This is a genomic window from Streptomyces sp. NPDC104202 (genome assembly GCF_055584185.1).
Genome location: NZ_JBVJMN010000063.1, coordinates 20,072 through 45,730 on the forward strand (window position 1 = coordinate 20,072; position 25,659 = coordinate 45,730).

Genomic DNA, 25,659 nt, shown 5'->3' on the forward strand with positions numbered 1-25,659 from the left:
TATCTGGAACGATCGGTCAAGTCAGTGGCTGCGGACCGGATAGACCGCCACCGCCACCTCGTCGTCGTCCAGACAGCGGCCCGTCTCCAGGTCGAACCGCTGCTTCAGGAGCGGCGAGGCCACGAACGGCCGCCCCTCCGCCGAGCCCACGAGCCCCCGGGCGAGCACCTGCGCCCCGGTGAACGGGTCGCGGTTGTCGATCGCGTACACCCGACCCGACCGGTCGCGGAAGACCGCCGCCTGCCGGCCGTCCGGCAGGAGGGCCGCCATGCCCCGGCCCGGGGTCAGCCGGGCCTCCTCGCAGACCGTCATCCACGCGTCGGCGGCGGGGGAGAGTTCGAGCATGGCCGTGGTGCGTTCGGTGAGAGTCGTCATCGGGAGGAAGCCCCTTCCAGCGTGCTGATCGTCGGTCCGAGGGTCAGGACCGTGAGGTCCGGCTTGATCTGGTCGCGCTCCGGCACGAACCGGACCGACGGGTCCGGCGCGTCCGGGGCGTTCACGAAGGAGACGAACCGCCGCAGCCGGTCCGGGTCGTCCAGGGTCTGCGCCCACTCGTCCTGGTAGCCCTCGACGTGGGCCGCCATCAGCGCCTCCAGCTCCGCGCAGAGCCCGAGCGAGTCGTGCACCACCACGTCCTTGAGGTGGTCGAGACCGCCCTCCAGCCGCTCCAGCCAGGTCGACGTCCGCTCCAGGCGGTCCGCCGTCCGGATGTAGAACATCAGGAACCGGTCGATGAGACGGATCAGTTCGGCGTCCGAGAGGTCCTGGGCGAGCAGGTCCGCGTGGCGCGGGGTCGCGCCGCCGTTCCCGCCGACGTACAGGTTCCAGCCGTTCGCCGTCGCGATGATCCCGAAGTCCTTCGACTGGGCCTCCGCGCACTCGCGGGCGCAACCGGAGACCGCCGACTTCAGCTTGTGCGGGGCGCGCAGGCCCCGGTAGCGCAGCTCCAGCTGGATCGCCATCCGCACCGAGTCCTGGACGCCGTAGCGGCACCAGGTCTGCCCGACGCAGGACTTCACCGTGCGCAGCGACTTGCCGTACGCGTGCCCGGACTCGAAGCCCGCGTCCACCAGCCGGGTCCAGATCGAGGGCAGCTGGTCCACCCGCGCGCCGAACAGGTCGATCCGCTGGCCGCCGGTGATCTTCGTGTAGAGCCCGAAGTCCCGCGCCACCTCGCCGATCACGATCAGCTTGTCCGGGGTGATCTCGCCGCCCGGGATGCGCGGCACCACCGAATAGGAGCCGTTGCGCTGCATGTTGGCGAGGAAGTGGTCGTTGGTGTCCTGGAGCGACGCCTGCTCGCCGTCGAGGATGTAGCCGTTGTTCAGGGAGGCCAGGATCGAGCCGACGGTCGGCTTGCAGACCTCGCAGCCCTCCCCGCCCTTCGCCGCGTCCCTGCCGTGCGAGTCGAGCAGCGCCGCGAAGGAGGTCACCCGCAGGGTGCGGGCGATCTCGTACAGCTCGCTCCGGGTGTACGAGAAGCAGCCGCAGAGCCCCTTGTCCTTGGCCGCCGGGAGCAGCTTCTCGATCACCTTGACGCAACTGCCGCAGCCCGTACCCGCCTTGGTGCACTTCTTCACCTCGGGCAGCGAGGAGCACTGGCCGATCGCGTGCTTCGTGACGTTGTGGCAGGAGCAGATCACCGCGTCGTCCGGCAGCGCCGACGGGCCCAGCGCCACCGGCGCCCCCGCACCCGCCGGGAGCACCAGCTGCTCCGGCGAGACGGGCGGCACGGTGCCGGTCAGCGGGCGCAGCAGTCCGTACTGCTCGGCGTCACCGACCAGGACACCGCCGAGCAGCACCCCGTCGCCGGAGATCACCAGCTTCTTGTACACGCCCGAGCGGGAGTCCGAGTAGACGACGTCGAGGCAGCCCTCGGCCGTGCCGTGCGCGTCGCCGAAGGAGGCCACGTCCACGCCGAGCAGCTTCAGCTTGGTCGACATGTCGGCGCCGGTGAACCCGTCGCCGGCCTCCTCGGCCAGGACCGAGGCCGCCGTCTGCGCCATCTCGTACCCCGGCGCCACCAGGCCGTAGACCCGCCCGTCGGAGGCGAGCGCGCACTCGCCGATCGCGAAGACCGCCGGGTCGGAGGTGCGGCACTGCTCGTCGACCGCGATGCCGCCGCGCTCGCCGACCGTGAGGCCGCAGTCGCGGGCCAGCTGGTCGCGCGGGCGGACGCCCGCCGAGAACACCACCATGTCCGTGGCGAGTTCGGAACCGTCCGAGAGCCGCATCCCCGTCACGGCGCCGTCGGCGGTCACGACCTCCTGCGTGCCCGTCCCGGTGTGGACGCTCAGCCCCATCCGCTCGATCGTCCGCAGCAGGGCCGCGCCGCCGCCCTCGTCGACCTGCACCGGCATCAGCCGCGGCGCGAACTCCACCACGTGCGTGTCGAGTCCGAGCCCCTTGAGCGCGCCCGCCGCCTCCAGGCCGAGCAGACCGCCGCCGACGACCGCGCCGGTCGTCGCCGTCTTCGCGTACTCCTCGATCGCGAGCAGGTCCTCGATCGTGCGGTAGACGAAGCAGCCGCGCGCGTCCTTGCCCGGCACCGGCGGGACGAAGGGGTAGGAGCCGGTGGCCAGGACGAGCGCGTCGTAGGCGAAGACCCGCCCGGAGCGGGCGGTGACCGTGCGGGCCTCCCGGTCCACCGACTCGCCCGGGTCCCCGACGTACAGCTCGATGCCGTGCTTCTCCATGAACCCGGCCTCGACCATCGACAGGTCGTCGGGCGTCCGGCCCGAGAAGTACGAGGTCAGCTGCACACGGTCGTAGGCCGGGCGGGGCTCCTCGCAGAGGACCACGATCCGGGCCCGCTCGGTGACGCCACGGTCGGCGAGGGCCTCCAGGAACCGCTGGCCGACCATTCCGTGGCCGACCAGGACGATCGTCGGGGTGTGCGCGGTCATGTCAGCGCTCATGTCAGGAGCCTCCGTCGTGGGTGAGCAGGTGGAGCAGGGGGGCGTCGGGAAGGGCTTCGTCGCCCTCCCACGCCTGGGCGAGCGAGCCGACCGCGGCCAGATCGCCGAGGAGGACGCCCCCGACGAGCCGGTCACCGCGGACGACGACCTTGCGGTAGGCGCTGCGCGTCGCGTCGGTCAGCTGGACGACGTCGTCGCCCGGCCGGGCCGTGACCTCGCCGAACGCGGCGAGGTCCAGCGGCTGCGCACCGCCGAGCGTGAGCCGGGTGAGCGCCCGGGTCCCGGTGTAGCGGGCGGTGGCCGCCGCCGGGGCGGCGGCCGTCTCCGCCAGGAGCAGGTCGGCGAGCACGTCGGCCTGTTCGAGGGCCGGCCCGGCGAGCCCGTAGTTCCGTCCGCCGTGCTCCGCGCAGTCGCCGACCGCGTGGATGTACGGGTCGGAGGTCCGCAGCTCGTCGTCGACCACGATCCCGCCGGCGACGTCGAGCCCCGCCTCCCGGGCCAGGGCCACCCGGGGGCGCACCCCGCAGGCCAGGACGACGACCTGGGCGTCGAGCACGAAGCCGTCGGCGAGTTCGACCGCCGTGACCGCCCCGTCCCGCTGCCGCAGCCCGCTCACCCGGCACTCCGTGTGCACCTCGACGCCGAGGGACTCGACGTGCTCCCGCAGGAGCGCCGACGCGTGGACGTCGAGCTGGCGCTCCATCAGCCGCTCGCCCTGCTGGGTGAGGACGACCTCCGCGCCGAGCGCCGCCAGCGCCCTGGCCGCCGAGACCCCGAGGAGCCCGCCGCCGATGACGACCGCCCGCACGCCCGGCCGGACCACGGAGCGCAGCTCCAGGCAGTCGTCGAGCGTGCGGAAGGGGTGGACGCCCTCCGGCAGCGCCGCCCCGCGCAGTCCGCGCAGCGGCGGCAGCACCGGGTTGGAGCCGGTGGCCAGGACCAGCCGGTCGTAGCCGACGAGCGAGCCGTCCGCGCAGGCGACGGTCCGTGCCGCACGGTCGATCCGCACCGCCCGGACCCCGAGCCGGACCGGCTCGCGGGCCTCCGGCAGGGCGATCACCTCGGGGGCGTACCGTCCGGCGAGGACGTCGGCGAGCAGCACCCTGTTGTAGGGTGCGTGCCGCTCCTCGCCGAGGAGGGTGACGGGCAGGCGCTGGGCGAGCCGGGCGCCCGCCGTTCCGCCCCCGACCACCACGATCCGTGTACTCATACCCGGAAGAGTGCGCGGCCGGTGTTTCCCGACGGCATCCCGACTGTTTCCCGTACGGAACGCTGATCTCCGTCCCCGGCCCGGCGCGCTGTGAGGGACCGGAAGCATTAACCGGCGGTCAGCCTCGGCTCAAGCCCGCCTTAAGGATGCGGGGGACCGGACTGAGCTGCGGATTCCCGTATACGGACGGACCTAGGGTGCCGGATGTGACCACCGAGGCCAGCCACCACCCCCTCTACGTGCCGCTGCGCACCGAGCCGTCCCCCGCGCCGGAGGCCGCCCCGGCGCCCGGCCCGGGCCCCCGTCCCGCCCCGGCGCCCGCGCCCCACCCCGTCCCGGCGCTCAGGCTCGCCCCCGAACGGCTGCGGAACGCGATCCTCGCCGGCGCCGGAGCCCTCGCCCTCCTCTGGGGGGTCCAGGCCCGCCCCTCCGCCCGCCTCGACGCGCTGTTCGCGACCGGCGCCCACCTCACCGGCCTCCTCGCCGGATACGGCGTCCTCGTCCTCCTCCTGCTCATGGCCCGGATACCGGCCGTCGAGCACGGCGTCGGCGCCGACCGGCTCGCCCGGTGGCACTCCCGCGGCGGACGGCACGTCCTCGGCCTCATCGGCGCCCACGCCGTCCTCGCCCTCTGCGGCTACGCCGTCCACACGGGCACCGACCTCGTCACCGCCACCGACGGCCTCCTCTCCTACGGGGCCATCGCCGCGGCCACCGCCGGCACCGGTCTCCTCGTCGCCGTCGGCGTGACCTCCGCCCGCGCCGTCCGCGGCCGCGTCCGCCACGAGACCTGGCGGGCCGTCCACCTCGGCGCCCTCCTCGCCGCCGCCCTCGGCTTCGTCCACCAGCTCGCCGGCCCCGACCTCGCCTCCAGCCTCCTCACCCGCTGGCTCTGGTCGATGGCCCACGCCACCGTCGCCGTCCTCCTCCTCTGGTACCGGCTCGTCGTCCCCGTACGGGCCGCGCTCCGCCACGACCTGCGGGTCGTCGAGGTGCGCGGCGAGGGGCCCGGCGTCTTCTCCGTCCTGGTCCGGGGCAGGGGAGTGGCCCGGCTCCACGCCGAACCCGGCCAGTTCTTCCGCTGGCGCTTCCTGCGCCGTGGCCTCTGGGCGACCGCCCTGCCCTTCTCCCTCTCCGCGCCCGTCCGCGACGACACCCTGCGGATCACCGTCAAGGCGCTCGGCGACCACACCCGCCGCATCCGGCGGCTGCGCCCCGGCACCCGGGTCCTGGCCACCGGCCCGTTCGGTGCCCTCACCGCCCACCGCCGCACCCGCCGCAAGGTCCTGCTCCTCGCCGGCGGCGTCGGCATCACCCCGATGCGCGCCCTCTTCGAGACCCTGCCCGGCGGGCCCGGCGACCTCACCCTCCTCTACCGCGCCTCCGACGAGACCGGGCTCGTCCTGCGCGCCGAACTGGAGGCCATCGCCCGCGAACGGCGGGCCGCCCTGCACTTCCTGCTCGGCCCCTCGGACGGCGCCTTCGACCCCCTCGCGCCCCGCGCCCTGCGCCACCTCGTGCCCGACATCGCCGCCCACGACGTCTACCTGTGCGGCCCGCCCGCCATGGCCCGGGCCGCGACCGACTCCCTGATCCGGGCCGGCGTGCCGGCCTCCCGCATCCACAGCGAGGACTTCGACCATGCCTAGACACGGCGCCGCGCGCGTCTCCCCGGTCCAGCGGACCCGCCGCCGGCTCGCGGCCGGACTCCTCGGCGCCGGGGCGCTCGCCGCGACCCTCCTCACCGCCTCCGTCACGCCCGCCGCGCCCCCGGCGCCCGACCGCGAACCGGGCGCGGCAACCTCAGAGCTAGCTCAACGATGAGGGGATCGATGGACGGGCCATCCATCTTCTCCCTAGGCTCACGGCCATGCCCGAGATATCGCTGACCACCCTTGTCCTGCTGTGCCTCGCCGCGCTCGTGGCGGGCTGGATCGACGCCGTGGTCGGCGGCGGTGGACTGCTCCTGCTGCCCGCCCTCCTCCTCGGGGTCCCGCACGTGCCGGCCTCGCACATCCTCGGCACCAACAAGGCCGTCGCCATCGTGGGCACCACCGGGGCCGCCGTCACCTACGTCCGCAAGGCGCCCGTGCAGGTCTGGACGGCGGTGCGGATCGGGCTCGCGGCGCTCGCCGGCTCCATGGGAGGCGCCTTCTTCGCGGCCGGCATCAGCAGCGAGGTGCTGCGCCCGGTGATCATGGTGGTGCTGCTCGCGGTCGCCGCGTTCGTGATGCTGCGGCCGTCCTTCGGCGCGATGGCCGCGGGGGCGGACCGGGCGCCGCTGACCCGGGCCCGGATCGTCACCGCGATCGTGGTCGTCGGCGGCGGCATCGGCTTCTACGACGGCCTGTTCGGCCCGGGCACCGGCACCTTCCTCGTCCTGGCGCTGACGGCCGTGCTCCACCTGGACCTGGTGACGGCCTCCGCGACCGCCAAGATCGTCAACGTGTGCACCAACGCGGGCGCCCTCGCGATGTTCGCCTACCAGGGCAGCGTCTACTGGCAGCTGGCCGCCGTCATGGCCGTCTTCAACCTGGCGGGCGGCATGGTCGGCGCGCGGATGGCCCTGAGCAAGGGCGCCGAGTTCGTCCGCGGGGTCCTGCTCGTCGTGGTCCTCTCGCTGGTCGCGAAGCTCGCCTTCGACCAGTGGGCGTGACGCCCGGGGCTACCGCACCCCGATCAGATGGCCGAAGGCGACCACGTTCCCCTGGTAGCCGTTCTTCTTCGAGAAGCCGCCGCCACAGGTGATCACCCGGATCTCGGCGCGGTCCGCCTCGTCGTAGACCTTGTCGTTCGGGAAGTCGGCGTTGCCGTAGACCTCGACCGCGTCGACGGTGAACACGGCGGTCCGGCCGTCCTCGCGGTCTACCTCGATCCGGTGGCCCTTCTTCAGCGCGCCCAGCGTGTAGAACACGGCGGGGCCGTCGGCGTTGTCGACGTGGCCCGCGACGATCGCGGTGCCCTTCGCGCCGGGCGTGGTGCCGTTCTCGTACCAGCCGGCCATGTTCCGGTTCCCGGCCGGCGGCACGTCGAGGGCGCCGTTCTCGCCGATGCCGAGCCCCATCATCGGGGTGTCGACGTCGGTCTCCGGGATGCGCAGCCGCACGGGCGCCGACGGCGGCAGCGGATCGGCGGCCGCGTCGGTGTGCACGCTCGGCCCGGCGGCGAACGCCTGGGCGGCCGACGGCACGGGCGGGGTGACGTTCTCCGAGCCGTTCTGGACGAGCCAGAGTCCGACGCAGGCGGCCACGGCTATGCCCCAGCCCTTGGTCCTGTTGCTCACCTGGAATCCTTCGCAGTCCCGTGCGGCGTGCCGCGTGTGGCCCTGCCCCCGCCGAGCCGTGTTCGGGCGCTCGGCGGGGGCAGGGCGGGCGGTGCTCTCAGTGCCCCCGCGCGCCGCTCGCCCGGCGACGCAGGAGCAGGGCACCGCCGACGGCAGCCGCGGCCAGCACCGCCGCGCCCGCCGTGACCTGGGCGGTGTCGGGGCCCACACTGCCCCCGACACCGGTCTGTACGTGCCCGCTCGGGCTCCGGTGCTTGACGATCAGGTCGCCCCGGGCCGTCTTGCCGTTGTCGCAGGCCACGCCGATCCAGTACGAGCCGGCCTTGACGTGCTCCGGCACCCTGAACTGCCCGACCACGACCTCCTTGTGCGTGCTCGGGTTCAGCTGGAACTCGCCCGCGCCGAGCGAGTTCGCGTCACCGACCCCGTGCCCGTGCTTGCCGCAGGCGAGGGTGTTGACGGTGACGGTGGTGCCGGGCGACGCGGTCGACGGGTAGATCTCCAGAGACTCGGAGCCGTCGTTGTTCGCGTACGCTCCGGGGGCGGCGAACACCCCGAGTGCGAGGACCGTCAGCGCGGTACCGGTGAACAGGCGGGCAGTGGTGCGCATGGGGATCCTCCGGGGCGCGCGAGCGGTCATGCCGGGCGGTCCTCCCGGGAGGGACATCCCGGCATCGGACCTTCTGTGACCGAGATAAAGGCCGCGCCGCGCCGCCCGCCTGCTGATGGAGCGTCAGGATTACTCCGTCCGATACGGCGTGTCGACTGGAGCCCGCTCGTTTCCGCAGCTCAGGGCCCTTTTCGAGGTGACGGCGGACACGCCGTGCCGAACGGGTGACCCGCAGCCGCCGGACGCCCGCGCCCGCTAGCCGGTCCCGGTCAGCCCGCCGATCGCCGCCACGGCCCACTCCTGCGTCCCCGCCGCCGTGCCGGCCACCACCCCGGTGGCCACCGGGGCGAGGACGCCCCGCAGGCCGGCCAGCGCGCGCCGCAGCCGGCCCGGCTCCACGGGCTCAGGCCCCGTGATCTCCGCCAGTACCTCCTCGGCCGCCTCCTGGGCGTCCTGGCGGTCCTGCTCCGCCAGCCCGGCCCCGGGGAGCCGGCGGAGGATGTCGCCCACCCGCTCGGCGAGCTCCTCGTACCCGGGCGCGACGCCGCCGTCGGCCCGCTGGTTCTGGGTGACGGTCTCGTTGTTCCAGGCGAACTGGGAGTGGGAGACGGCGCCGTGGAAGACCGGTCCGCCGTCACGGGGGGTGTCCTGGGGCTCGTTCATCGGGAAGAGTCGTCTCCTTCGGTCCGCAGATGCTGGCTGACGTGGTCGTTGTCCCAGGCGAACTGGGCGTCGTGGACGTCCCCGTGGATCACCGGTCCGAGGAAACGGTTGACGATCGTCGGGGCCGCTGCGGCCGGCGGCTCGGTCCGGTGGACCACCCGGAGCGCCGAGCGCAGCCCGACCAGGTCGACCCGGCCGTTGTGCACGACCGCCGCGCCCCGCTCCCCGCTCACCGAGCACTCCGCGAGGCGTCCGCTGCTCTCCTCCTGGAAGACCGCCCCGGCGACCGCGCAGTCGGCGAAGTCGCTCCGCTCGACGTCCAGGTGGGCGGAGTCCTTGGCGGAGATCCCGACCCCCTCGGAGCCGGTGACGGTGAGGTTCCGGGCGAGGAGCCGGCCGTTGCCGATCCCCCCGACCCCGCCGCCGGTCACCGCGCGGACGTCGCAGTCGTACACGAAGAGCTGGGCGTCCTCGGCCACGCCGAAGCCGACCGGGCCGCGCTCGGCCGTCACGCGCCGCAGGGTCACCCGCGACTGTCCGGCGGCCGTCACCGCGGGCAGACGGAAGTCGCGGAACGCCGTGTCGGCGAGGTCGGCGGTGGTGCCGCCGTCGCCCCGGGTGTCCAGGCCGGTCGGGCAGCGCTCCACGCGCAGGTGCTCGAACACGCCCCGGGACCCGTCCCAGACCCGCAGCGCGCTGCCCGTCAGGTCCTCGACCGTGCTGTGGACGAACCGGCCCCGGGCGCCCGCGGTCACCGCGATCCCGACGTTCCCCCGGGTGACCCGGCAGCCGTGCACCTCCGGCGCGCCGCCGTCGGTGGCGAACACCGCGACGTTCCCCGCGTCGAGGACCTCGCAGTCCTCGAACCGCCCCCTGGCGTCGGTCTGGACGTTGATGCCGGTGTCCCGGCAGCCGGCGAGGACGCAGCCGCGCACCACCGGATCCGCCCCGCTCGCCGCCGCGATCCCGTGCCGCGCGTCGGTGACGCGCGTGCGGTCGACGGAGCCCCGGGACTGCTCGATGAACATGATCCCCTCCGCGTGCACGGCGGTGATCGCGCAGTCCGCCACCGTCAGGTGCGCGCCGGTGTCCGCCATGAGCGCGGCCCGCCCGGTGCCGGTGAGCTCGCAGCCGACGACCTCCGCCTGCGCGTCGCTGACCCGCAGGCCGTGGATCCGGCTGCCCTCGATCCTGCTGGCGCCGACCCGGACGCGCGCGCCGGCGACGACGGCGACCGCGTTGTCCGCGGCGCCGGTGAAGCGGCACCGCTCGACGAGCCCCGTCGCCCCGGAGAACAGCGTCCGGCCGTGCGCGACCGCGCTGTCCCGCAGGGTGACGGAGGCGTGCGGCCCGGCGTGCAGGGCGACGCCTCCCGTCGCCCGGATCGCGGTGTGCTCCAGCGTCAGGGTGCCCGCCGGGCAGGAGACGGCGTCCGCGTCGCGGCCGACCAGGGTGAGCCCGTGGACCCGGACCTGTCCGCTCGCCTCCAGGGCGGCGCCCCGGTGGGGGCCGACCACGACCGTCCCCGGGCCCTCGGCGGCGACCAGCGAGACCTCGCCGCGGACGACGAGCGTCTCCTCGTACCGTCCGGGCGCGATCTCGATCAGCGCGGGCCGGCCCCGCCGGGCCGCCGCCTCCAGCGCCGCCGAGACGGCGTGGTGGGCCCTGCGGCCCCCACCCGGTGAGACGACGTACCTCACGACCATGCCGATCCCCCGACCGTCCTCGTCCTACAGCGCGTCCCACTCCACGGAGTCGTACGCCGAGTACACCCGCCCCATGAGCTCCTCGTCCACCGGGAGGACGAACTCGTCGATCCCCGTGACAGGCGCGAGGGAACGGGAGTTGGTGACGAGCGCGGCCCGGTAGCCCGCGACGTCGGCCAGGTGGACCGGACGCCGCACCGACGGCAGCCGGGCCGCCAGCAGGGACATGGCGATGCCCGCCAGGCAGGGCGCGGACGGCCAGACCAGCGAAGTTCCGTCCCAGAAGGCGATGTTGGTGATGGCCCCCTCGGCGATCTCGCCCTGCGGGGAGGTCAGCACGGCCTCGTCGAAGCCGGCGCGCACGGCCGCCTCGCGGTGGTAGCTCTGGCCGAAGCCGCCCAGGTGCTTGATGTGCGGGGCGGGGCGCCAGTACGCGACGGAGGCCAGCCGCTGAGGCGCGCCGGGGCCGTCCGGGGCGGGCGCGGCGACGGTCACCGCGACGCGGACGCCCGGGTAGGCGTACACCCGCAGCGAGGCGTCGCGCTGCCCGGCCCGCTCCAGCGCCCCGGTGGCCAGGGCGCGGACCTCCCCGCCGTCGAGCCCCCGGCCGAAGAGCTCGCGGTTCGCGCGGTCGAGGCGGGCCAGGTGCCGGTCGAGCCCCTTCACCCGGCCGTCCCGCACCTGCATCGCCGTGAAGTGGCCGAAGCCCGTCATGACGGCGGCCAGCACCTCCGGGTCGGCCACCGGGGCGCCGTCGATCTCGATGTGCGCGGGCGGAGTCGTCATGCCCTCACCGTACGTGCCGGAAAACGGCCCCGGGAGAGCGCTTGACCTCAACCAAACTTGAGGTACCACGATCATCCGCATGGACCTCACCGACACCACCGCGCCCGCCGCCGCGCCGGCCCCCCTGACCCTCGCCCTGATCGTCGCCAGCGACCGCGAAGGCCGCTTCGGGCCCGTCGTCGCCGACTGGTTCCGCTCCCGGCTCGCCGAGCGCGAGGACTTCACCGTGACCGTCGTCGACCTCGCCGGGACCGACCTCCCGACCTCCCTCTCCCCGAACCCCTCCCCGGAGGTCCGCGCCGCGCTCGCCACCATCTCCCCGCGGCTGGCCGAGGCCGACGCCTTCGTCGTCCTCACCCCCGAGTACAACCACTCCTTCCCCGCCTCCCTCAAGAACCTCATCGACCGCCACTACACCGAGTGGCAGGCCAAGCCCGTCGGCTTCGTCTCCTACGGCGGCATCTCCGGCGGACTGCGCGCCGTCGAACAACTCCGTCAGGTCTTCGCCGAGATGCACGCCGTGACCGTCCGCGACACCGTCTCCTTCCACCACGCCCACGGCCAGTTCGACGACCGGGGCGAGCACCGGGACCCGGCCGCCGCCGACGGCGCGGCCAAGGTCCTCCTCGACCAGCTCGGCTGGTGGGGCCACGCCCTGAGGAACGCCAAGTCCGTCCGCCCGTACGGCTCGTGAGGACACCCCGCCATGCTGCTGCGGCTCCTCGCCCCCCGCCTCAGGCCCCACGCCCCCCTCCTCGCCCTGCCGGTCGCCCTCCAGCTCGTCCGGACGCCTACGGAGTGCCCGGCGAGGTCTCCCGCGAGCGGATCGTCGAGGCCGCGCGCGCCGACCGCTTCGTCCGCACCCTCCCCGACGGCGACGACACCGTCCTCGACGAGGACGGCGGCGGCCTGAGCGCCGGAGAGGAACAGCTGGTCACCCTCGCCCGCGCCTTCCTCTCCGACCCGGTGATCCTCGTCCTCGACGAGGCCACCGGCTCCGTCGACACCCGCACCGAACTCCGCGTCCAGCAGGCCGTGGCCTCACTGCGGGCCGGCCGCCAGCTTCGTCGTGGCCCACCGGCTCTCCACGATCCGGGACGCCGACACGATCCCGGTCAGGGAGGACGGGTCGATCGCCGAGCAGGGCGGCCACGAGGAACTCCGCGCCGCCGGGGGCGCCTACGCCCGGCTGCACGCGGCCCCGTTCGCCCGTACGGTGGAGACGTGATCGTCACCGTCACCACCACCATCGACACGCGCGCCAAGGCCGACGCCCTGGCGCGCGGCGCCGTCGAGGCCCGGCTCGCCGCCTGCGCGCAGGTCACCGGCCCCGTCACCTCCGTCTACCACTGGCGGAACGCGATCGAGACCGCCGAGGAGTGGCAGGTGGTTCTCAAGACCACCGAGGCCCGCTACCCGCTCCTGGAGGCGCACCTCCTCGCCGCCCACGACTACGAGACGCCCGAGATCGTCGCCACCCGGGTGACCCGGGTCGCCGAGGGGTACGCCCGCTGGGTCGAGCGGGAGACCTCGGCGACGGCGCCGGCCGAGGAGCTCGCGCACGCCGGCGACGAGCTGCCGTTCTTCGTCTACGGGACGCTGCGCCCGGGCGCGTACAACCACGACCGGTTCCTCGCCGGCCGGATCGGCGGCGAGGCGGACGCCGTGCTGCACGGAGCGGTCCTGCACGACGGACCCGGCTATCCCTATGTCGTCCCGGCCGAGCGCGGCGAGGTGGTCGGCACCCTGCTCACCCCCGCCGAGGGCGCCTACGGCGAACTCTTCGGCCTCCTCGACCGCCTCGAACTGCCCGTCGGCTACGAGCGGGTCGCCAAGGACGTCGTCCGGGCGCGGGACGGCGCCCGGGTCTCCGCCTGGGTCTTCCTGGCGGCGCCGGACGCGCCCCTCGGCCCCGTCATCGAGAGCGGCGACTGGTTCGACCGCTAGGGCCTGTCGTCACCATCCCCCCTGCCCCGCGACGCCTGGCACGCCGCAGGGCCGCCCTTCGGGCAACGAGGGGATGGTGACGACAGGCCCTAGCCGACGTCACGCCCGCTCCAGGCGCACCGCGCACACCTTGAACTCCGGCATCCGGGAGACCGGGTCCAGCGCCGGGTTCACCAGGGTGTTCGCCCGGCCCTCGCCCGCCCAGTGGAACGGCATGAAGACGGTGTCCGGCCGGATCGACGCCGTGATCCGCGCCGGGGCGACGGCCCGCCCGCGCCGCGAGACCACCGCGAGCCGCTCGCCCTCGGCCACCCCGAGCCGCTCGGCGAGCCGCGGGTGGAGCTCCACGAAGGGGCCGGGCGCCGCCGCGTTCAGCTCGTCGACCCGCCGGGTCTGGGCCCCGGACTGGTACTGGGACACGACCCGGCCGGTGGTGAGGACCACCGGGTACTCGGCGTCCGTCTCCTCGGCCGCCGCCCGGTGCACCACCGGCACGAAGCGGGCCCGTCCGTCGGGGGTCGCGAACCGGTCGAGGAAGAGCCGCGGGCTGCCCGCGTGACCCTCGTCCGGGCAGGGCCAGAAGACGCCCTGCTCCTCCTCGATGCGGCGGTAGCTGATGCCCGCGTAGTCGGCGGGACCGCCCGCCGAGGCGCGGCGCAGCTCCTCGAAGACCTCCTCGGGGTCGGCCGGGAAGCCCTTCTCCCAGCCGAGCAGCCCGGCCAGCGCGTGCAGCACCTCCAGATCGCTCCGGACGCCCGCGGGCGGGGTGAGGGCGCGGCGGCGCAGCAGCACCCGGCCCTCCAGGTTCGTCATGGTGCCGGTCTCCTCGGCCCACTGCGTCACGGGCAGGACCACGTCGGCGATTTCGGCGGTCTCGGAGAGCACGACGTCGGCGACGGCGAGGAAGTCCAGCGACCGCAGCCGCCCCTCGACGTGCGCGGCGCGGGGCGCGGAGACGACCGGGTTGGAGCCCATCAGCAGCAGCGCCCTCACGTCGCCGCCGAGCGCGTCGAGGAGCTCGTAGGCGCTCCGGCCGGGGCCCGGCAGCGACTCGGGCGGGACGCCCCAGACCCCGGCGACGTGCGCGCGGGCGGAGGGGTCGTCGAGCTTGCGGTAGCCGGGGAGCTGGTCGGCCTTCTGGCCGTGCTCGCGCCCGCCCTGGCCGTTGCCCTGGCCGGTGAGGCAGCCGTAGCCGCTGAGCGGCCGGCCGGCCCGGCCGGTGGCGAGGCAGAGGTTGATCCAGGCGCCGACGGTGTCGGTGCCCTTGGACTGCTGCTCGGGGCCGCGCGCGGTCAGGACCATGGCGTTCTCGGCGTCGCAGAACATCGCGACGGCCTCGCGCAGCCGCGGCACGGACACCCCGGTGATGCGCTCGACCTGTTCGGGCCAGTGGGCCATCGCCCCGGCGCGGGCCGCGGCCCAGCCGTCGGTGCGCTCCTGGACGAAGGTCTCGTCGACCCGGCCCTCGGCCACCACCAGGTGGAGCATGCCGAGCGCGAGCGCCAGGTCGGTGCCGGGGCGCGGGGCGAGGTGCAGGTCGGCCTGTTCGGCGGTGCGGGTGCGGCGCGGGTCGACGACGATCAGCTTGCCGCCGTTCTCCCGGAGTTCGGTGAGGTAGCGCAGGGCGGGCGGCATCGTCTCGGCGAGGTTGGAGCCGACGAGGATCACGCATCCCGTCCGCGGGACGTCCTCCAGCGGGAAGGGGAGTCCCCGGTCGAGGCCGAAGGCCCGCTGGTGGGCGGCGGCCGCGGACGACATGCAGAAGCGGCCGTTGTAGTCGATCTGCGAGGTGCCGAGCACGAGCCGGGCGAACTTGCCCAGGGTGTAGGCCTTCTCGTTGGTGAGACCGCCGCCTCCGAAGACCCCCACGGCATCGGGACCGTGGTCGGCGCGGGTCCGGCGCAGCCCGTCGGCGACGGCGGCGAGCGCCTCCTCCCAGGTCGCGGGCCGCAGGGCCCCCGTGTCAGGGCATCGGACCAGGGGCTCGGTGAGCCGGACCCGGGAGGAGAGTACGGAGGGGGCGGTGCGGCCCTTGCCGCACAGCGCGCCCCGGTTGACGGGGAAGTCGGTCCGCTCGACCACCTCGGCGGGCAGCTCCGGGGCGCCGGTGGGGCGGAGCGACATGCCGCACTGCAGGGCGCAGTAGGGGCAGTGGGTGGGGACCGTGGTGGCGTCGGGCATGCGGCCAGCATGGGTCCGCCGTGTTACGCGGGGCGGCGCCGCGTATTACGGGCGCGGTGCTCTCCGCTCCGTTCACGGCCGGCCGCGGGGTGAGGCCGGCGCCTCGGCCCGGGCGGCGGCGAGCGCCTCCGTGACGCCCTTCTCGGTGGGGCCGAGGAAGCGCGGGTCGGGGCGCAGGCCCGCGTCGAGGGCGGCCTTGCCGGCCGCGAAGAGCTCCCTGGTGGTGCCGTAGTACCAGGTGACGTCGTGGGGTTCGGGGACCCCGACGCCGTACGCGTCGACGCCGGCCCGCCCGCAGAGGGCGACGGCCCGCTTGATGTGGAAGTCCTGGGTGACGAGGACGGCGCGGTCCACCCCGAAGACCCTGCGGGCGCGGACGCAGGAGTCCCAGGTGTCGAAGCCCGCGTAGTCGCTGACGATCCGGCCGTCCGGCACCCCGCGCGCGGTGAGGTAGGCGCGCATGGCGCTCGGCTCGTCGTATGCGGTCCTGCTGTTGTCGCCGGTGACGAGCAGGACCCGCACCTTGCCGGTCCGGTACAGCTCGGCGGCGGCGTCGAGCCGGTGCGCGAGGTACGGGGTGGGGCGTCCCTTCCACAGGCCGGCGCCGAAGACGACGGCGACGTCGCGGGCGGGCACGTCGGCGGTGGTACGGAGCTTCCCGGCGGCTGCGGTGTGCATCCAGGTGACGGGCAGGAGCGCCAGGACGGCGCCCAGCATCACGGCCTGGACGGTGCGGCGGCGGGCCCGGGTGGTGCGGGGGAAGAACCGGGTGAGCCGTGCCGGCATGCGGGAACCTCCGGGGGAGTGCGGTCGGTGAGGGGCTGTCACCCCGTCCGACGCGGCTCGGCGGCGTTCGGTTCGCCCGGCGCCCGGTGTGTTCCGTACAGCACACCGGCCAGGACCAGGCCGAGCAGCATCCCGCACAGCTGGGCGACGGCGTAGGCGGGCACCGACGCGGGCGCGATGCCGGTGAACGAGTCGGAGAACGCGCGGCCGAGGGTGGCCGCCGGATTGGCGAAGGAACCGGAGGAGGTGAACCAGATCGCGGCGCCGATGTAGCCCGCGACGGCGAGGGGTGCGAGCCCGGGGCGGCCGATGTGGCGCAGGCCCTGGACCACCAGCACGAGCCCCGCCGTGGCGACCGCCTCCCCGAGCAGCAGGTGCAGCGCCGAGCGCGGCTCGGTGGCCCACGCGCCGGGCGCCCGCCCGAACATGGCCTCGGCGAGGACGGCCCCGGCGACGGCGCCGGCCAGCTGGGCGGCGATGTAGGCGAGGGCCTCGCGCCCGCCGCGCTCGGGGCGCCTCGACCACCACTCGGAGAGCGTCACGACGGGGTTGAAGTGGGCTCCGGAGAGCGGGCCGATCAGGGCGATGAGCAGGCCGAGGCCGAGCGCGGACGCGGCGGCGTTGGCGAGCAGCCGGACGCCGATGTCCTGGCTCAGGGAGTCGGCGCGGATGCCGGAGCCGACGACGACGGCGACGAGGGCGGCGGTGCCGATGAACTCGGCGGCGGCGCGCCGGGGGAGCGCGGGCGGGGACATTCTCATAGTGGAAAAGATATTCCGTGATTCGGAATGAAAAAAGAGGGGAGGGGAAGGGGCGCCCGCCCGTACGATCCGCTCATGATCGTCAGTGATGTCCTCGGGGAAGCCGTCCGCAACAACGCCGCCTGGTGCCAGACCATGTGCCGCGCCCACGGCCTGCCCGGCACCTTCGGCCCCCGCGCCTGGACCAACGGCGGCCGGACCCCGCTCTACTACCCCGACGCCGTCACCCTCACCGAGGACGCCACGGCCGAGGACGTCCTCACCGGCATCGACCGCAGCACCCCCGGAGCCTCCGTCAAGGACAGCTTCGCCCGCCTCGACCTGGCCGCCGAGGGCTTCCGCCTCCTCTTCGAGGCCCAGTGGATCCACCGCCCCGCCGGACTGTCCGGCCTCCCGCTCACGGCCGGCCACCGCCCCGTCCGCACCCCGGCGGAACTCGCCGCCTGGGCCCTCGCCTGGAGCGACGGCGACGCCGAGGAGGCGGCCCTCTTCCGCCCCGGACTGCTCGACGACCCGGACACCCTCGTCGTCGCCGTGCACGCGGTCGACGGCCGGATCCTCGGCGGCGCCGTCCTCAGCCTGGGAGAGCGCGTCACCGGCGTCTCCAACCTCTTCACCACCGGCGACACCGACCCCTCCCTCGCGTGGGCGGCCGCCCTGGCCGCCGCCCCCGCCGACCGCCCCGTCGTCGGCTACGAGTCCGGCGACGACCTGACCGCCGCCCTCGCGGCCGGCTTCACCACGACGGGCCCCCTCCGGGTCTGGCTGGACGCGTAGCGCTCCGGTCGCCCGCGGCGGCTCACACCGCCGCGGGCGCGAACCGGTGCAGTTCGTCCGCCCCGGGCTGCACGACCCCGTAGCTGTTCTCCGGCACCTCGTTCCACGCCCCGGGCAGGTCGCCCAGCGGCTCGGAGACGACGAGCCGGGTCTCCCCGGACACGTGCTCCAGGAACCCGAGGTCGGGGTGGAGCCTGCGCAGCGCCTCCACCCGGCTGCTGTAGAACAGCGAACGCGACGCCCGCGCGGTGGAGTAGCGGAAGGCCCAGACCCGCTCGCCGTCGGTGAGGGCCAGCGTCATCTGGAGGGGATGCTCGACCCCGTGCGCCCGGCCGACCCGCTCCACGACGCCCGCCATCGCGGCCACGGCCGTCGGCGGATCCCGGTCGAGCCCGAAGGTCAGCGCCAGGTAGAACATCAGCTCGGAGTCCGTCGTCCCCTCGATGTCCGCGTAGAGCCCGGGATCCACGAGCATCGCGAGGTCGCGGCGCATCAGCGGGAACCCGTCGATGGCGCCGTTGTGCATGAACATCCAGCGGCCGTGCCGGAACGGGTGGCAGTTCGACTGCTGCACGGCCGACCCCGTCGACGCCCGGATGTGGGCGAAGAACAGCGGCGACCGCACGTGGTCCGCCAGCTCCCGCAGATTGCGGTTGTTCCAGGCCGGCCCGACGTCCCTCAGCAGCGCGGGCGTGGAGTTCTCCGCCGAGTACCAGCCGACGCCGAACCCGTCGCCGTTGGTGGTCTCCACCCCGAGCTTCGCGTGCAGGCTCTGGTCGATCAGGGAGTGGGCCGGCCGGTACAGGATGGTGTCGAGCAGCACCGGCGTACCCCAGTACGCGAGCCAGCGGCACATGCGTGATCACCTGGATCCCTGCCGGCCCCGCGGACGCCGTCACGCGCCCCGTCCGGCCCTCCCATTCTGGGTGCCCTCCCCGCCGGATGCCACACCTGCGCACCCCGCGGGACCGGGCTGGCAGACGCCGGCCCGGCCACGTGAGGCGGCGGCAAAGACACGTCACGCGTCCGAAACGGCGAGGCAACGCGCCCCCGGAAGGATCGGCGCATGACGGAGCCGGACAGCACGTTCGCCGACACCGCCGGGTTGCTCGGCAGGATCGCCGGACAGCTCGCGGACCAACTGGCCCAGGTGCGTCCGTACGGCCGTCCGCAACGGAAGCCAGAGGTACCGGAGACACCCCGGACGTCCGGGAAGCACGGCCGTCATCGGACGCCCGCGACACCCGCGGCGACAGAGAAGCACGACGAGGAGGCAGGCCCACCCATGCACGTCCCCGCCCACCCCGCACGGACCCGCCCCGGGCCCGCCCGCGCCGCCGCCGCCCCGGCCGCACCCGCTCCCACCCTGGTCGCCGTCGGTCACGGCAGCCGCGACCCGCGGGCCCGGGCCACGCTCGGCCGCCTCCTCGACCGGGTCCGCGAACTGCGGCCCGGCCTCGACGTCCGGCTCGCCCACATCGAGCTGAACGCGCCGCTGCTCGACGACACCCTGGGGCGGCTCGCGGACGAGGGCCGGGAGGCCGTCCTCGTCCCGCTGCTCCTCGCCCCCGGCCACCACGTGACCCACGACCTGCCGGCCGCCGTCGCCGCCGCGCCCGCCCTCCGGGCCCGGGTCGCCGCACCGCTCGGCGCGCACCCGCTGCTGGTCGAGGCGCTGGCGGGCCGGCTCGCCGAGGCGGGCTGGACGCCCGAGGACGGCCGCTCCGCCGCCACCGGCGTCGTCCTGGCCTCGGCCGGCTCCCGCGACCCCCGGTCGGGAGCCGAGACCCGCCGGATCGCCGCCCTGCTCGGCGAGCGCCTCGGCGGCGTCCCCGTCGTCCCCGCGTACGCCTCCGCCGCCACGCCCACCGTCGCCGAGGCCGTGCGCGCCCTGACCGCCCGCGGCCGCCACCGGGTCGCCGTCGCCTCCTGCTTCACCGCCCCCGGCCTCTTCGCCACCCGCGCCGCCGCCCACGCCCCCTGGATCGCCGCCGACCCGCTCGGCGCCCACCCGGCCCTGGCCCGTCTCGTCCTGCACCGCTACGACCGCGCCCGCCCGCCCCGCACCACCACCCCCACGCGGGAACTCGCCTCCATCTGAGCGCTTCTGTCGGTCCCTCCGGTTACCGTCGACGCATGGAAGGCACCACGGACACCCCAGGACAGGACACCACCACCGACACCCCGGGCTACGACTCCGCCGCGACCGGACGATGGGCCCCCGAGCCGGACAAACGCCCCGGCCGCACCGCCTTCCAGCGCGACCGGGCCCGCGTCCTGCACTCCGCCGCCCTCCGCAGGCTCGCCGGGAAGACCCAGGTCGTCACCCCCGGTACCCGCAGCCACGCCTGGGACGCCAGCCCCCGCACCCGCCTCACCCACTCCCTGGAGTGCGCGCAGGTCGGCCGGGAGCTGGGCGCCGCCCTCGGCTGCGACCCCGACCTCGTCGAAGCCGCCTGCCTCTCCCACGACATGGGCCACCCGCCGTTCGGGCACAACGGCGAGCAGGCGCTCAACGACGTCGCCGAGGACTGCGGCGGCTTCGAGGGCAACGCCCAGTCGCTCCGCCTCCTCACCCGCATCGAGCCCAAGCGCTTCGTCAAGGACGCCGACGGCGAGCTCGTCAGCGTCGGCCTCAACCTCACCCGCGCCGCCCTCGACGCCGCCACCAAGTACCCCTGGACGCGCGGCGCCCACCCCGCGGACCCCGGCTCGCCCAAGTTCGGCGTGTACGAGGACGACCTGCCCGTCTTCGCCTGGATCCGGCAGGACGCCCCCGCCCACCGCACCTGCTTCGAGGCCCAGGTCATGGACTGGTCCGACGACGTGGCCTACTCGGTCCACGACTTCGAGGACGGCCTGCACGCCGGCCACATCGACCCCAACCTCCTCCTCGCCGAACCCGAGCGCGCCGACGTCTTCGCCGTCGCCCTCGGCCGCTACGTCCCGGCGGACACCGACCCCGAAGAGCTCGCCGAGGCCCTCGACCGGCTCGTCGACCAGGAGTGGTGGCCGCACGGCTACGACGGCTCGGCCGTCGCCCAGGCCCGGCTGAAGGACGCCACCAGCCAGCTCATCGGCCGCTTCTGCCTCGCCGCCGAGGGAGCCACCCGCGGCAGGTACGGGACCGGCCGCCTCACCCGCTACGGCGCCGAACTCGTCGTCCCCCGCGAGGCGCGCAACGAGTGCGCGGTCCTCAAGGCCGTCGCCGACCGGTACGTGATGCAGCGCGCCGAACAGGAGGCCCTCCGCGCCGACCAGCGTGTCGTCGTCGCCGAACTCGCCGAGGCCCTCGTCGCCCGCGCCCCCGACGGCCTCGAACCCCAGTTCCGCGCCGCCTTCGACACCGCCCCCGACGACCGGGCCCGCAAGCGCGTCATCATCGACCAGATCGCCAACCTGACCGACGCCTCCGCCCGCGCCCTCCACGCCCGGCTGCACCGCCACGCCGCGTAGGTCCTCTTCCCTCACCCCCCTCCGTGCGGGACGCTCGCATGCACGCCCCGAGCCGGAACGGCCCGACGAACGCCCTGGGGCGTAGGTTGGAAGCGGTCGCAAAGAGGAGGAAACGACGTGGTCGACGCAGATCAGACCTTTGTCATCGTCGGCGGGGGCCTGGCAGGGGCCAAAGCGGCGGAGACCCTGCGCGCCGAGGGGTTCAACGGCCGGGTGATCCTCATCGGCGACGAACGCGACCACCCCTACGAGCGCCCACCCCTCTCGAAGGGCTACCTCACCGGCGCCAAGGAGCGCGACGGCGTCTTCGTCCACGACGCCGCCTGGTACGCGGCGAACGACGTCGAGCTGCACCTGGGCCAGTCCGTCACCGCCGTCGACCGCGAGGCCCGCACCGTGCGCCTCGGCGACGGCACCGTCATCCGCTACGACAAGCTGCTCCTCGCCACCGGCGCCGAGCCCCGCCGCCTCGACGTCCCCGGCACCGAACTCGCCGGCGTCCACCACCTGCGCCGGCTGGCCCACGCCGACCGGCTCCGCCAGGTCCTCGCCGGCCTCGGCCGCGACAACGGCCACCTGGTGATCGCCGGCGGCGGCTGGATCGGCCTGGAGGTCGCCGCCGCGGCCCGCGGCTACGGCGCCGAGGTCACCGTCGTCGAGGCCGACCCCACCCCGCTCCACCGGGTCCTCGGCCCCGAGCTCGGACAGCTCTTCGCCGACCTGCACACCGACCACGGCGTCCGCTTCCACTTCGGGGCCCGGCTCACCGAGATCGTCGGCCAGGACGGCATGGTCCTCGCCGTCCGCACCGACGACGGCGAGGAGCACCCGGCGCACGCCGTCCTCGCCGCGATCGGCGCCGCCCCCCGCACCGTCCTCGCCGAGAACTCCGGGCTCGCCCTCGTCGACCGCGCCGACGGCGGCGGCATCGCCGTCGACGAGTCGCTGCGCACCTCCGACCCCGACATCTACGCGGCCGGGGACGTGGCCGCCGCCCTCCACCCCCGCCTGCACACCCGGCTCCGCGTCGAGCACTGGGCCAACGCCCTGAACGGCGGCCCGGCCGCCGCCCGCGCCATGCTCGGACAGCACGTCTCGTACGACCGCGTCCCGTACTTCTTCTCCGACCAGTACGACCTGGGCATGGAGTACTCGGGCTGGGCGCCCCCCGGCAGCTACGACCAGGTGGTGGTCCGCGGCGACACCGGAAAGCGCGAGTTCATCGCCTTCTGGCTGAAGGAGGGCCGGGTCCTGGCCGGCATGAACGTGAACGTGTGGGACGTCACAGGCCCCGTCCAGGACCTCATCCGGGCCCGTACGGCCGTGGATCCCGAGGCCCTCGCCGACCCCTCCGTCCCCCTGGAGTCCCTCCTCTGACCCCCGCCGCCCCCGCCGTCCCCGCCACCGCCGGGACGGCGGGAGGGCCGGCCCCCCGGACCCCCGGCCGCGGGCTCTCGGGGGCGACCCCCGGACCCCCGGCCGCGGGCTCTCGGGGGCGACCCCCGGACCCCCGTACACTTCATGCGTGGCAGGCAGGATCAACGATGACGACGTGAAGGCGGTACGGGACGCGGTCCCGATCGACGCCGTCGTGTCCGAGTACCTCCAGCTGCGCAACGCGGGCGGCGGGAACCTCAAGGGACTCTGCCCCTTCCACGACGAGAAGTCGCCCTCCTTCCAGGTCAGCCCCGGCAAGGGACTCTTCCACTGCTTCGGCTGCCAGGAGGGCGGGGACACCATCGCCTTCGTGATGAAGATCGACCACCTCTCCTTCTCGGAGACCGTGGAGCGGCTCGCCGCGAAGGCCGGCATCACCCTGCGGTACGAGGAGGGCGGCTACAACCCCGGCCACCAGCGCGGGGAGCGCATCCGCCTCGTCGAGGCGCACAAGGTCGCCGCCCAGTTCTACATCGACCAACTCGGCTCGGCCGAGGCCGAGATCGGCCGCGCGTTCCTCGCCGAGCGCGGCTTCGACCAGGCCGCCGCCGAGCACTTCGGCGTCGGGTACTCCCCGGCCGGCTGGGACCACCTCACCCGCTTCCTGCGCGGCAAGGGCTTCTCCGACAAGGAGCTGATCCTCTCCGGCCTCTCCCAGGACGGCCGCCGCGGCCCCATCGACCGCTTCCGCGGCCGCCTCATGTGGCCCATCAGGGACGTCGGCGGCGAGGTCGTCGGCTTCGGCGCGCGCAAGCTCCGCGACGACGACAACGGCCCCAAGTACCTCAACACCCCCGAGACGCCGATCTACAAGAAGTCCCAGGTGCTCTACGGCATCGACCTGGCGAAGAAGGACATCGCCAAGGTCAGCCGGGCCGTCGTCGTCGAGGGCTACACCGACGTCATGGCCTGCCACCTCGCCGGCGTCACCACCGCCATCGCCACCTGCGGCACCGCCTTCGGCGGCGACCACATCAAGATCCTCCGGCGCCTCCTCATGGACAACGGCTCGGCCCGGGTGATCTTCACCTTCGACGGCGACGCCGCCGGCCAGAAGGCCGCCCTCCGCGCCTTCGAGGACGACCAGAAGTTCGCCGCCGAGACCTACATCGCCATCGCCCCCGACGGCATGGACCCCTGCGAACTCCGGCTCGCCAAGGGCGACGCGGCCGTCGCCGAACTCGTCCAGCCGCGCACCCCGCTCTTCGAGTTCGCCCTCCGCCAGATCGTGAAGCGCTACGACCTGGAGACCCCCGCCGGCCGCGCCGCCGCCCTCGACGAGGCCGCCCCCGTCGTCGCCCGGATCAAGAACATCGGCGCCCAGCACGAGGTCGCCGTCCAGCTCGCCGGCATGCTCGGCATCCTCGACACCCAGTTCGTCGTCAAGCGGGTCGCCCAGCTCGCCCGCTGGGCCCGCGACCGCGGCGGCAAGGGCCCCGCGCCGCAGCCGGCCCCGCAGCGCGGCTACGACACCCCGGCCCCCGCCGCCGTCCCCTCCGGGCCCGCGCTCAACCTGCGCAGCCCCGCGCACCGCACCGAGCGCGAACTCCTCAAGCTCGCCCTCCAGCGCCCCGAACTGGTCTCCCCGGCCTTCGACGCGTACGGCATCGACGAGTTCACCGCCCCGCCGTACGCCGCCGTCCGCCAGTGCGTCCAGGACGCGGGCGGCGCCACCGGCGCCCCGTCCGACTACCTCGCCACCGTCCGCGAGGCCGCCCCCAACGACACCGTCCGCGCCCTCGTCACCGAACTGGCCGTCGAGACGATCTTCGCCAAGACCGTCGACGAGGCGTACGCCGGGGACCAGCTCGTCACCGTCCGGCTCCGCGCCGTCGACCGCCGCATCCGCGACGTCCAGGGCACCCTCGCCCGGCTCGGCGCCCACGGCGACCCCGAACAGCTCTCCGCCGTCCAGAACGAGCTCTGGGTGCTCACCCAGTACGGCCAGTCCCTCCGGAACAACGGCGCCGCCGCACTCTGACCCTCGGTCACGGTCCGGACTCAAAAAGTCACCGCACGCCCCTCGTGGCGGCGATGTGTCGTACCCCACACTGGGTGACGGTGCCGTTCCGCCCCACCTGGAGGTCGCCCGCCGTGCAGACCGAGATCCAGACCACCGAACCGGACGAGCAGGCCGAACTCCCCGAGATCCCGGTCCAGCGGCGCCGGACCGACTCCGGCGGCAACGGGCCCTCATCCGACCTCTTCCGCCAGTACCTCCGCGAGATCGGCCGCATCCCGCTGCTCAGCGCGGAGGAGGAGGTCGAACTCGCCCGCCGCGTCGAGGCCGGACTCTTCGCCGAGGAGAAGCTCGCCAACACGCCCGACCTGGACTCCCGGCTCGCCGGCGACCTCGACCGGATCGTCGTCCTCGGCAGGATCGCCAAACGGAAGCTGATCGAGGCCAACCTCCGTCTCGTCGTCTCCGTCGCCAAGCGGTACGTCGGCCGCGGCCTCACCATGCTCGACCTCGTCCAGGAGGGGAACCTCGGACTCATCAGGGCCGTCGAGAAGTTCGACTACGCCCGCGGCTACAAGTTCTCCACCTACGCCACCTGGTGGATCCGCCAGGCCATGTCCCGCGCCCTCGCCGACCAGGCCCGGACCATCCGCGTCCCCGTGCACGTCGTCGAACTCATCAACCGCGTCATCCGCGTCCAGCGACGCATGCTCCAGGAGCGCGGCTACGAGCCCACCGCCGAGGAGGTCGCCGCCCAGCTCGACGTGGCCCCCGAACGCGTCGGAGAGGTCCTCCGCCTCGCCCAGGAGCCGGTCTCCCTGCACGCCCCCGTCGGCGAGGAGGAGGACGTCGCCCTCGGCGACCTCATCGAGGACGGCGACGCCGCCTCACCCGTCGAGTCCGCCGCCTTCCTGCTGCTCCGCCGCCACCTGGAGGACGTCCTCTCCACCCTCGGCGAGCGCGAGCGCAAGGTCGTCCAGCTCCGCTACGGGCTCGACGACGGCCGGCCCCGCACCCTGGAGGAGATAGGCCGCATCTTCGGCGTGACCCGCGAACGCATCCGCCAGATCGAGTCCAAGACCCTCACCAAGCTCCGCGACCACGCCTACGCCGACCAACTGCGCGGCTACCTCGACTAGTCGGTCCCGCGGCCCGTGCCGCACGGGGTGCGGCACGGG

General features: G+C 74.4%; 21 protein-coding genes and 2 pseudogenes. 11 read left to right on the forward strand and 12 right to left on the reverse strand.

Annotated features, from left to right (window positions below; all coding sequences use genetic code 11):
- Positions 1-21: 21 nt before the first annotated feature.
- From nirD to ACZ60W_RS30680, 3 genes are read right to left on the reverse strand one after another with little or no spacing between them, the layout of a single operon-like run.
- Entirely contained in the window at positions 22-375 is a 354-nt protein-coding gene (gene nirD, locus ACZ60W_RS30670) for a nitrite reductase small subunit NirD (RefSeq protein WP_469758657.1), read from the reverse strand.
- Positions 372-2,918: a nitrite reductase large subunit NirB gene (nirB, locus tag ACZ60W_RS30675; RefSeq protein ID WP_469758658.1), complete on the reverse strand. Its 2,547-nt coding sequence runs from the start codon at positions 2,916-2,918 to the stop codon at positions 372-374. The genes nirD and nirB overlap by 4 nt, the downstream gene beginning before the upstream one ends.
- A gap of 1 nt (position 2,919) precedes the next feature.
- Entirely contained in the window at positions 2,920-4,128 is a 1,209-nt protein-coding gene (locus tag ACZ60W_RS30680; protein WP_469758659.1) for an NAD(P)/FAD-dependent oxidoreductase, read from the reverse strand.
- Positions 4,129-4,502: 374 nt separating this feature from the next.
- Between ACZ60W_RS30680 and ACZ60W_RS30685 the strand changes: the two genes are divergently transcribed.
- Together ACZ60W_RS30685 and ACZ60W_RS30690 are read left to right on the forward strand one after the other, a co-directional pair.
- Positions 4,503-5,777 (forward strand): ferredoxin reductase family protein, encoded by a 1,275-nt coding sequence (locus tag ACZ60W_RS30685; RefSeq protein ID WP_469758682.1) that lies wholly within the window; start codon positions 4,503-4,505, stop codon positions 5,775-5,777.
- 221 nt (positions 5,778-5,998) lie between these two features.
- Positions 5,999-6,784 carry a sulfite exporter TauE/SafE family protein gene (locus ACZ60W_RS30690; protein WP_469758660.1) on the forward strand — a complete coding sequence of 262 codons (786 nt, stop codon included), beginning with the start codon at positions 5,999-6,001 and terminating at the stop codon, positions 6,782-6,784.
- Between the two features lie 9 nt (positions 6,785-6,793).
- Here ACZ60W_RS30690 and ACZ60W_RS30695 read toward each other — a convergent pair whose 3' ends face one another.
- The 5 genes from ACZ60W_RS30695 to ACZ60W_RS30715 form a co-directional block, all read right to left on the reverse strand.
- Entirely contained in the window at positions 6,794-7,411 is a 618-nt protein-coding gene (locus ACZ60W_RS30695; RefSeq protein ID WP_469758661.1) for a class F sortase, read from the reverse strand.
- Positions 7,412-7,508: 97 nt separating this feature from the next.
- The gene (locus tag ACZ60W_RS30700; RefSeq protein WP_469758662.1) at positions 7,509-8,021 is read right to left on the reverse strand and encodes a hypothetical protein; all 513 of its coding nucleotides are present in this window, start codon (positions 8,019-8,021) and stop codon (positions 7,509-7,511) included.
- Positions 8,022-8,276: 255 nt separating this feature from the next.
- A complete protein-coding gene (locus ACZ60W_RS30705) occupies positions 8,277-8,684 on the reverse strand; it encodes a hypothetical protein (protein WP_469758663.1) in 408 nt (135 codons plus the stop codon).
- Positions 8,681-10,390 (reverse strand): right-handed parallel beta-helix repeat-containing protein, encoded by a 1,710-nt coding sequence (locus ACZ60W_RS30710; RefSeq protein WP_469758664.1) that lies wholly within the window; start codon positions 10,388-10,390, stop codon positions 8,681-8,683. Before ACZ60W_RS30710 ends, ACZ60W_RS30705 begins: the two co-directional genes overlap by 4 nt.
- Positions 10,391-10,414: 24 nt before the next feature.
- Complete coding sequence (locus ACZ60W_RS30715; protein ID WP_469758665.1) at positions 10,415-11,176, reverse strand: aminotransferase class IV; 762 nt, start codon at positions 11,174-11,176, stop codon at positions 10,415-10,417.
- 79 nt (positions 11,177-11,255) lie between these two features.
- On the opposite strand from ACZ60W_RS30715, the gene ACZ60W_RS30720 reads away from it, so the two are divergent.
- The 3 genes and pseudogenes from ACZ60W_RS30720 to cutA all read left to right on the forward strand — a co-directional run.
- Positions 11,256-11,870 carry an NADPH-dependent FMN reductase gene (locus ACZ60W_RS30720; RefSeq protein ID WP_469758666.1) on the forward strand — a complete coding sequence of 205 codons (615 nt, stop codon included), beginning with the start codon at positions 11,256-11,258 and terminating at the stop codon, positions 11,868-11,870.
- A gap of 95 nt (positions 11,871-11,965) precedes the next feature.
- A pseudogene (locus ACZ60W_RS30725) lies at positions 11,966-12,404 on the forward strand (ATP-binding cassette domain-containing protein); the annotation flags it as partial.
- Positions 12,405-12,421: 17 nt separating this feature from the next.
- Positions 12,422-13,123: pseudogene (cutA, locus tag ACZ60W_RS30730) on the forward strand (divalent cation tolerance protein CutA); the annotation flags it as partial.
- A 99-nt stretch (positions 13,124-13,222) separates the two neighbouring features.
- On the opposite strand, the gene ACZ60W_RS30735 reads toward cutA, so the two are convergent.
- The 3 genes from ACZ60W_RS30735 to ACZ60W_RS30745 form a co-directional block, all read right to left on the reverse strand.
- Positions 13,223-15,304 (reverse strand): molybdopterin oxidoreductase family protein, encoded by a 2,082-nt coding sequence (locus ACZ60W_RS30735; protein WP_469758667.1) that lies wholly within the window; start codon positions 15,302-15,304, stop codon positions 13,223-13,225.
- A gap of 72 nt (positions 15,305-15,376) precedes the next feature.
- On the reverse strand, positions 15,377-16,090 hold the full coding sequence (locus ACZ60W_RS30740; RefSeq protein ID WP_469758668.1) for a SanA/YdcF family protein: 714 nt from the start codon (positions 16,088-16,090) through the stop codon (positions 15,377-15,379).
- A gap of 38 nt (positions 16,091-16,128) precedes the next feature.
- Positions 16,129-16,851 (reverse strand): aquaporin, encoded by a 723-nt coding sequence (locus ACZ60W_RS30745; protein ID WP_469758669.1) that lies wholly within the window; start codon positions 16,849-16,851, stop codon positions 16,129-16,131.
- Positions 16,852-16,926: 75 nt separating this feature from the next.
- Here ACZ60W_RS30745 and ACZ60W_RS30750 point away from each other — a divergent pair, with 75 nt between their 5' ends.
- The gene (locus ACZ60W_RS30750) at positions 16,927-17,628 is read left to right on the forward strand and encodes a hypothetical protein (protein ID WP_469758670.1); all 702 of its coding nucleotides are present in this window, start codon (positions 16,927-16,929) and stop codon (positions 17,626-17,628) included.
- A gap of 22 nt (positions 17,629-17,650) precedes the next feature.
- Here the strand turns inward: ACZ60W_RS30750 and ACZ60W_RS30755 are convergent, their stop codons facing one another.
- Positions 17,651-18,484 (reverse strand): class II glutamine amidotransferase, encoded by an 834-nt coding sequence (locus ACZ60W_RS30755; protein WP_469758671.1) that lies wholly within the window; start codon positions 18,482-18,484, stop codon positions 17,651-17,653.
- Between the two features lie 429 nt (positions 18,485-18,913).
- On the opposite strand from ACZ60W_RS30755, the gene ACZ60W_RS30760 reads away from it, so the two are divergent.
- The 5 genes from ACZ60W_RS30760 (at position 18,914) to ACZ60W_RS30780 (ending at position 25,620) form a co-directional block, all read left to right on the forward strand.
- A complete protein-coding gene (locus ACZ60W_RS30760) occupies positions 18,914-19,729 on the forward strand; it encodes a sirohydrochlorin chelatase (RefSeq protein ID WP_469758672.1) in 816 nt (271 codons plus the stop codon).
- 35 nt (positions 19,730-19,764) lie between these two features.
- A complete protein-coding gene (locus tag ACZ60W_RS30765; protein WP_469758673.1) occupies positions 19,765-21,084 on the forward strand; it encodes a deoxyguanosinetriphosphate triphosphohydrolase in 1,320 nt (439 codons plus the stop codon).
- A 117-nt stretch (positions 21,085-21,201) separates the two neighbouring features.
- Positions 21,202-22,461: an NAD(P)/FAD-dependent oxidoreductase gene (locus ACZ60W_RS30770; RefSeq protein WP_469758674.1), complete on the forward strand. Its 1,260-nt coding sequence runs from the start codon at positions 21,202-21,204 to the stop codon at positions 22,459-22,461.
- Between the two features lie 148 nt (positions 22,462-22,609).
- Positions 22,610-24,502: a DNA primase gene (gene dnaG / locus ACZ60W_RS30775; protein ID WP_469758675.1), complete on the forward strand. Its 1,893-nt coding sequence runs from the start codon at positions 22,610-22,612 to the stop codon at positions 24,500-24,502.
- Positions 24,445-25,620, forward strand: coding sequence for an RNA polymerase sigma factor (locus tag ACZ60W_RS30780; protein WP_469758683.1), 1,176 nt, complete (start codon positions 24,445-24,447; stop codon positions 25,618-25,620). Before dnaG ends, ACZ60W_RS30780 begins: the two co-directional genes overlap by 58 nt.
- Positions 25,621-25,659: the final 39 nt, after the last annotated feature.

Bases quoted from the DNA above. Each gene is read 5' to 3' on its own strand.
- ACZ60W_RS30700 (WP_469758662.1), bottom strand. From the start codon at position 8,021: ATGCGCACCACTGCCCGCCTGTTCACCGGTACCGCGCTGACGGTCCTC.
- ACZ60W_RS30680 (WP_469758659.1), bottom strand. From the start codon at position 4,128: ATGAGTACACGGATCGTGGTGGTCGGGGGCGGAACGGCGGGCGCCCGG.
- ACZ60W_RS30745 (WP_469758669.1), bottom strand. From the start codon at position 16,851: ATGAGAATGTCCCCGCCCGCGCTCCCCCGGCGCGCCGCCGCCGAGTTC.
- ACZ60W_RS30715 (WP_469758665.1), bottom strand. From the start codon at position 11,176: ATGACGACTCCGCCCGCGCACATCGAGATCGACGGCGCCCCGGTGGCC.
- ACZ60W_RS30720 (WP_469758666.1), top strand. From the start codon at position 11,256: ATGGACCTCACCGACACCACCGCGCCCGCCGCCGCGCCGGCCCCCCTG.
- ACZ60W_RS30750 (WP_469758670.1), top strand. From the start codon at position 16,927: ATGATCGTCAGTGATGTCCTCGGGGAAGCCGTCCGCAACAACGCCGCC.
- ACZ60W_RS30760 (WP_469758672.1), top strand. From the start codon at position 18,914: ATGCACGTCCCCGCCCACCCCGCACGGACCCGCCCCGGGCCCGCCCGC.
- ACZ60W_RS30765 (WP_469758673.1), top strand. From the start codon at position 19,765: ATGGAAGGCACCACGGACACCCCAGGACAGGACACCACCACCGACACC.
- nirD (WP_469758657.1), bottom strand. From the start codon at position 375: ATGACGACTCTCACCGAACGCACCACGGCCATGCTCGAACTCTCCCCC.
- ACZ60W_RS30705 (WP_469758663.1), bottom strand. From the start codon at position 8,684: ATGAACGAGCCCCAGGACACCCCCCGTGACGGCGGACCGGTCTTCCAC.
- ACZ60W_RS30740 (WP_469758668.1), bottom strand. From the start codon at position 16,090: ATGCCGGCACGGCTCACCCGGTTCTTCCCCCGCACCACCCGGGCCCGC.
- ACZ60W_RS30690 (WP_469758660.1), top strand. From the start codon at position 5,999: ATGCCCGAGATATCGCTGACCACCCTTGTCCTGCTGTGCCTCGCCGCG.
- ACZ60W_RS30735 (WP_469758667.1), bottom strand. From the start codon at position 15,304: ATGCCCGACGCCACCACGGTCCCCACCCACTGCCCCTACTGCGCCCTG.
- ACZ60W_RS30755 (WP_469758671.1), bottom strand. From the start codon at position 18,484: ATGTGCCGCTGGCTCGCGTACTGGGGTACGCCGGTGCTGCTCGACACC.
- nirB (WP_469758658.1), bottom strand. From the start codon at position 2,918: ATGAGCGCTGACATGACCGCGCACACCCCGACGATCGTCCTGGTCGGC.
- ACZ60W_RS30710 (WP_469758664.1), bottom strand. From the start codon at position 10,390: ATGGTCGTGAGGTACGTCGTCTCACCGGGTGGGGGCCGCAGGGCCCAC.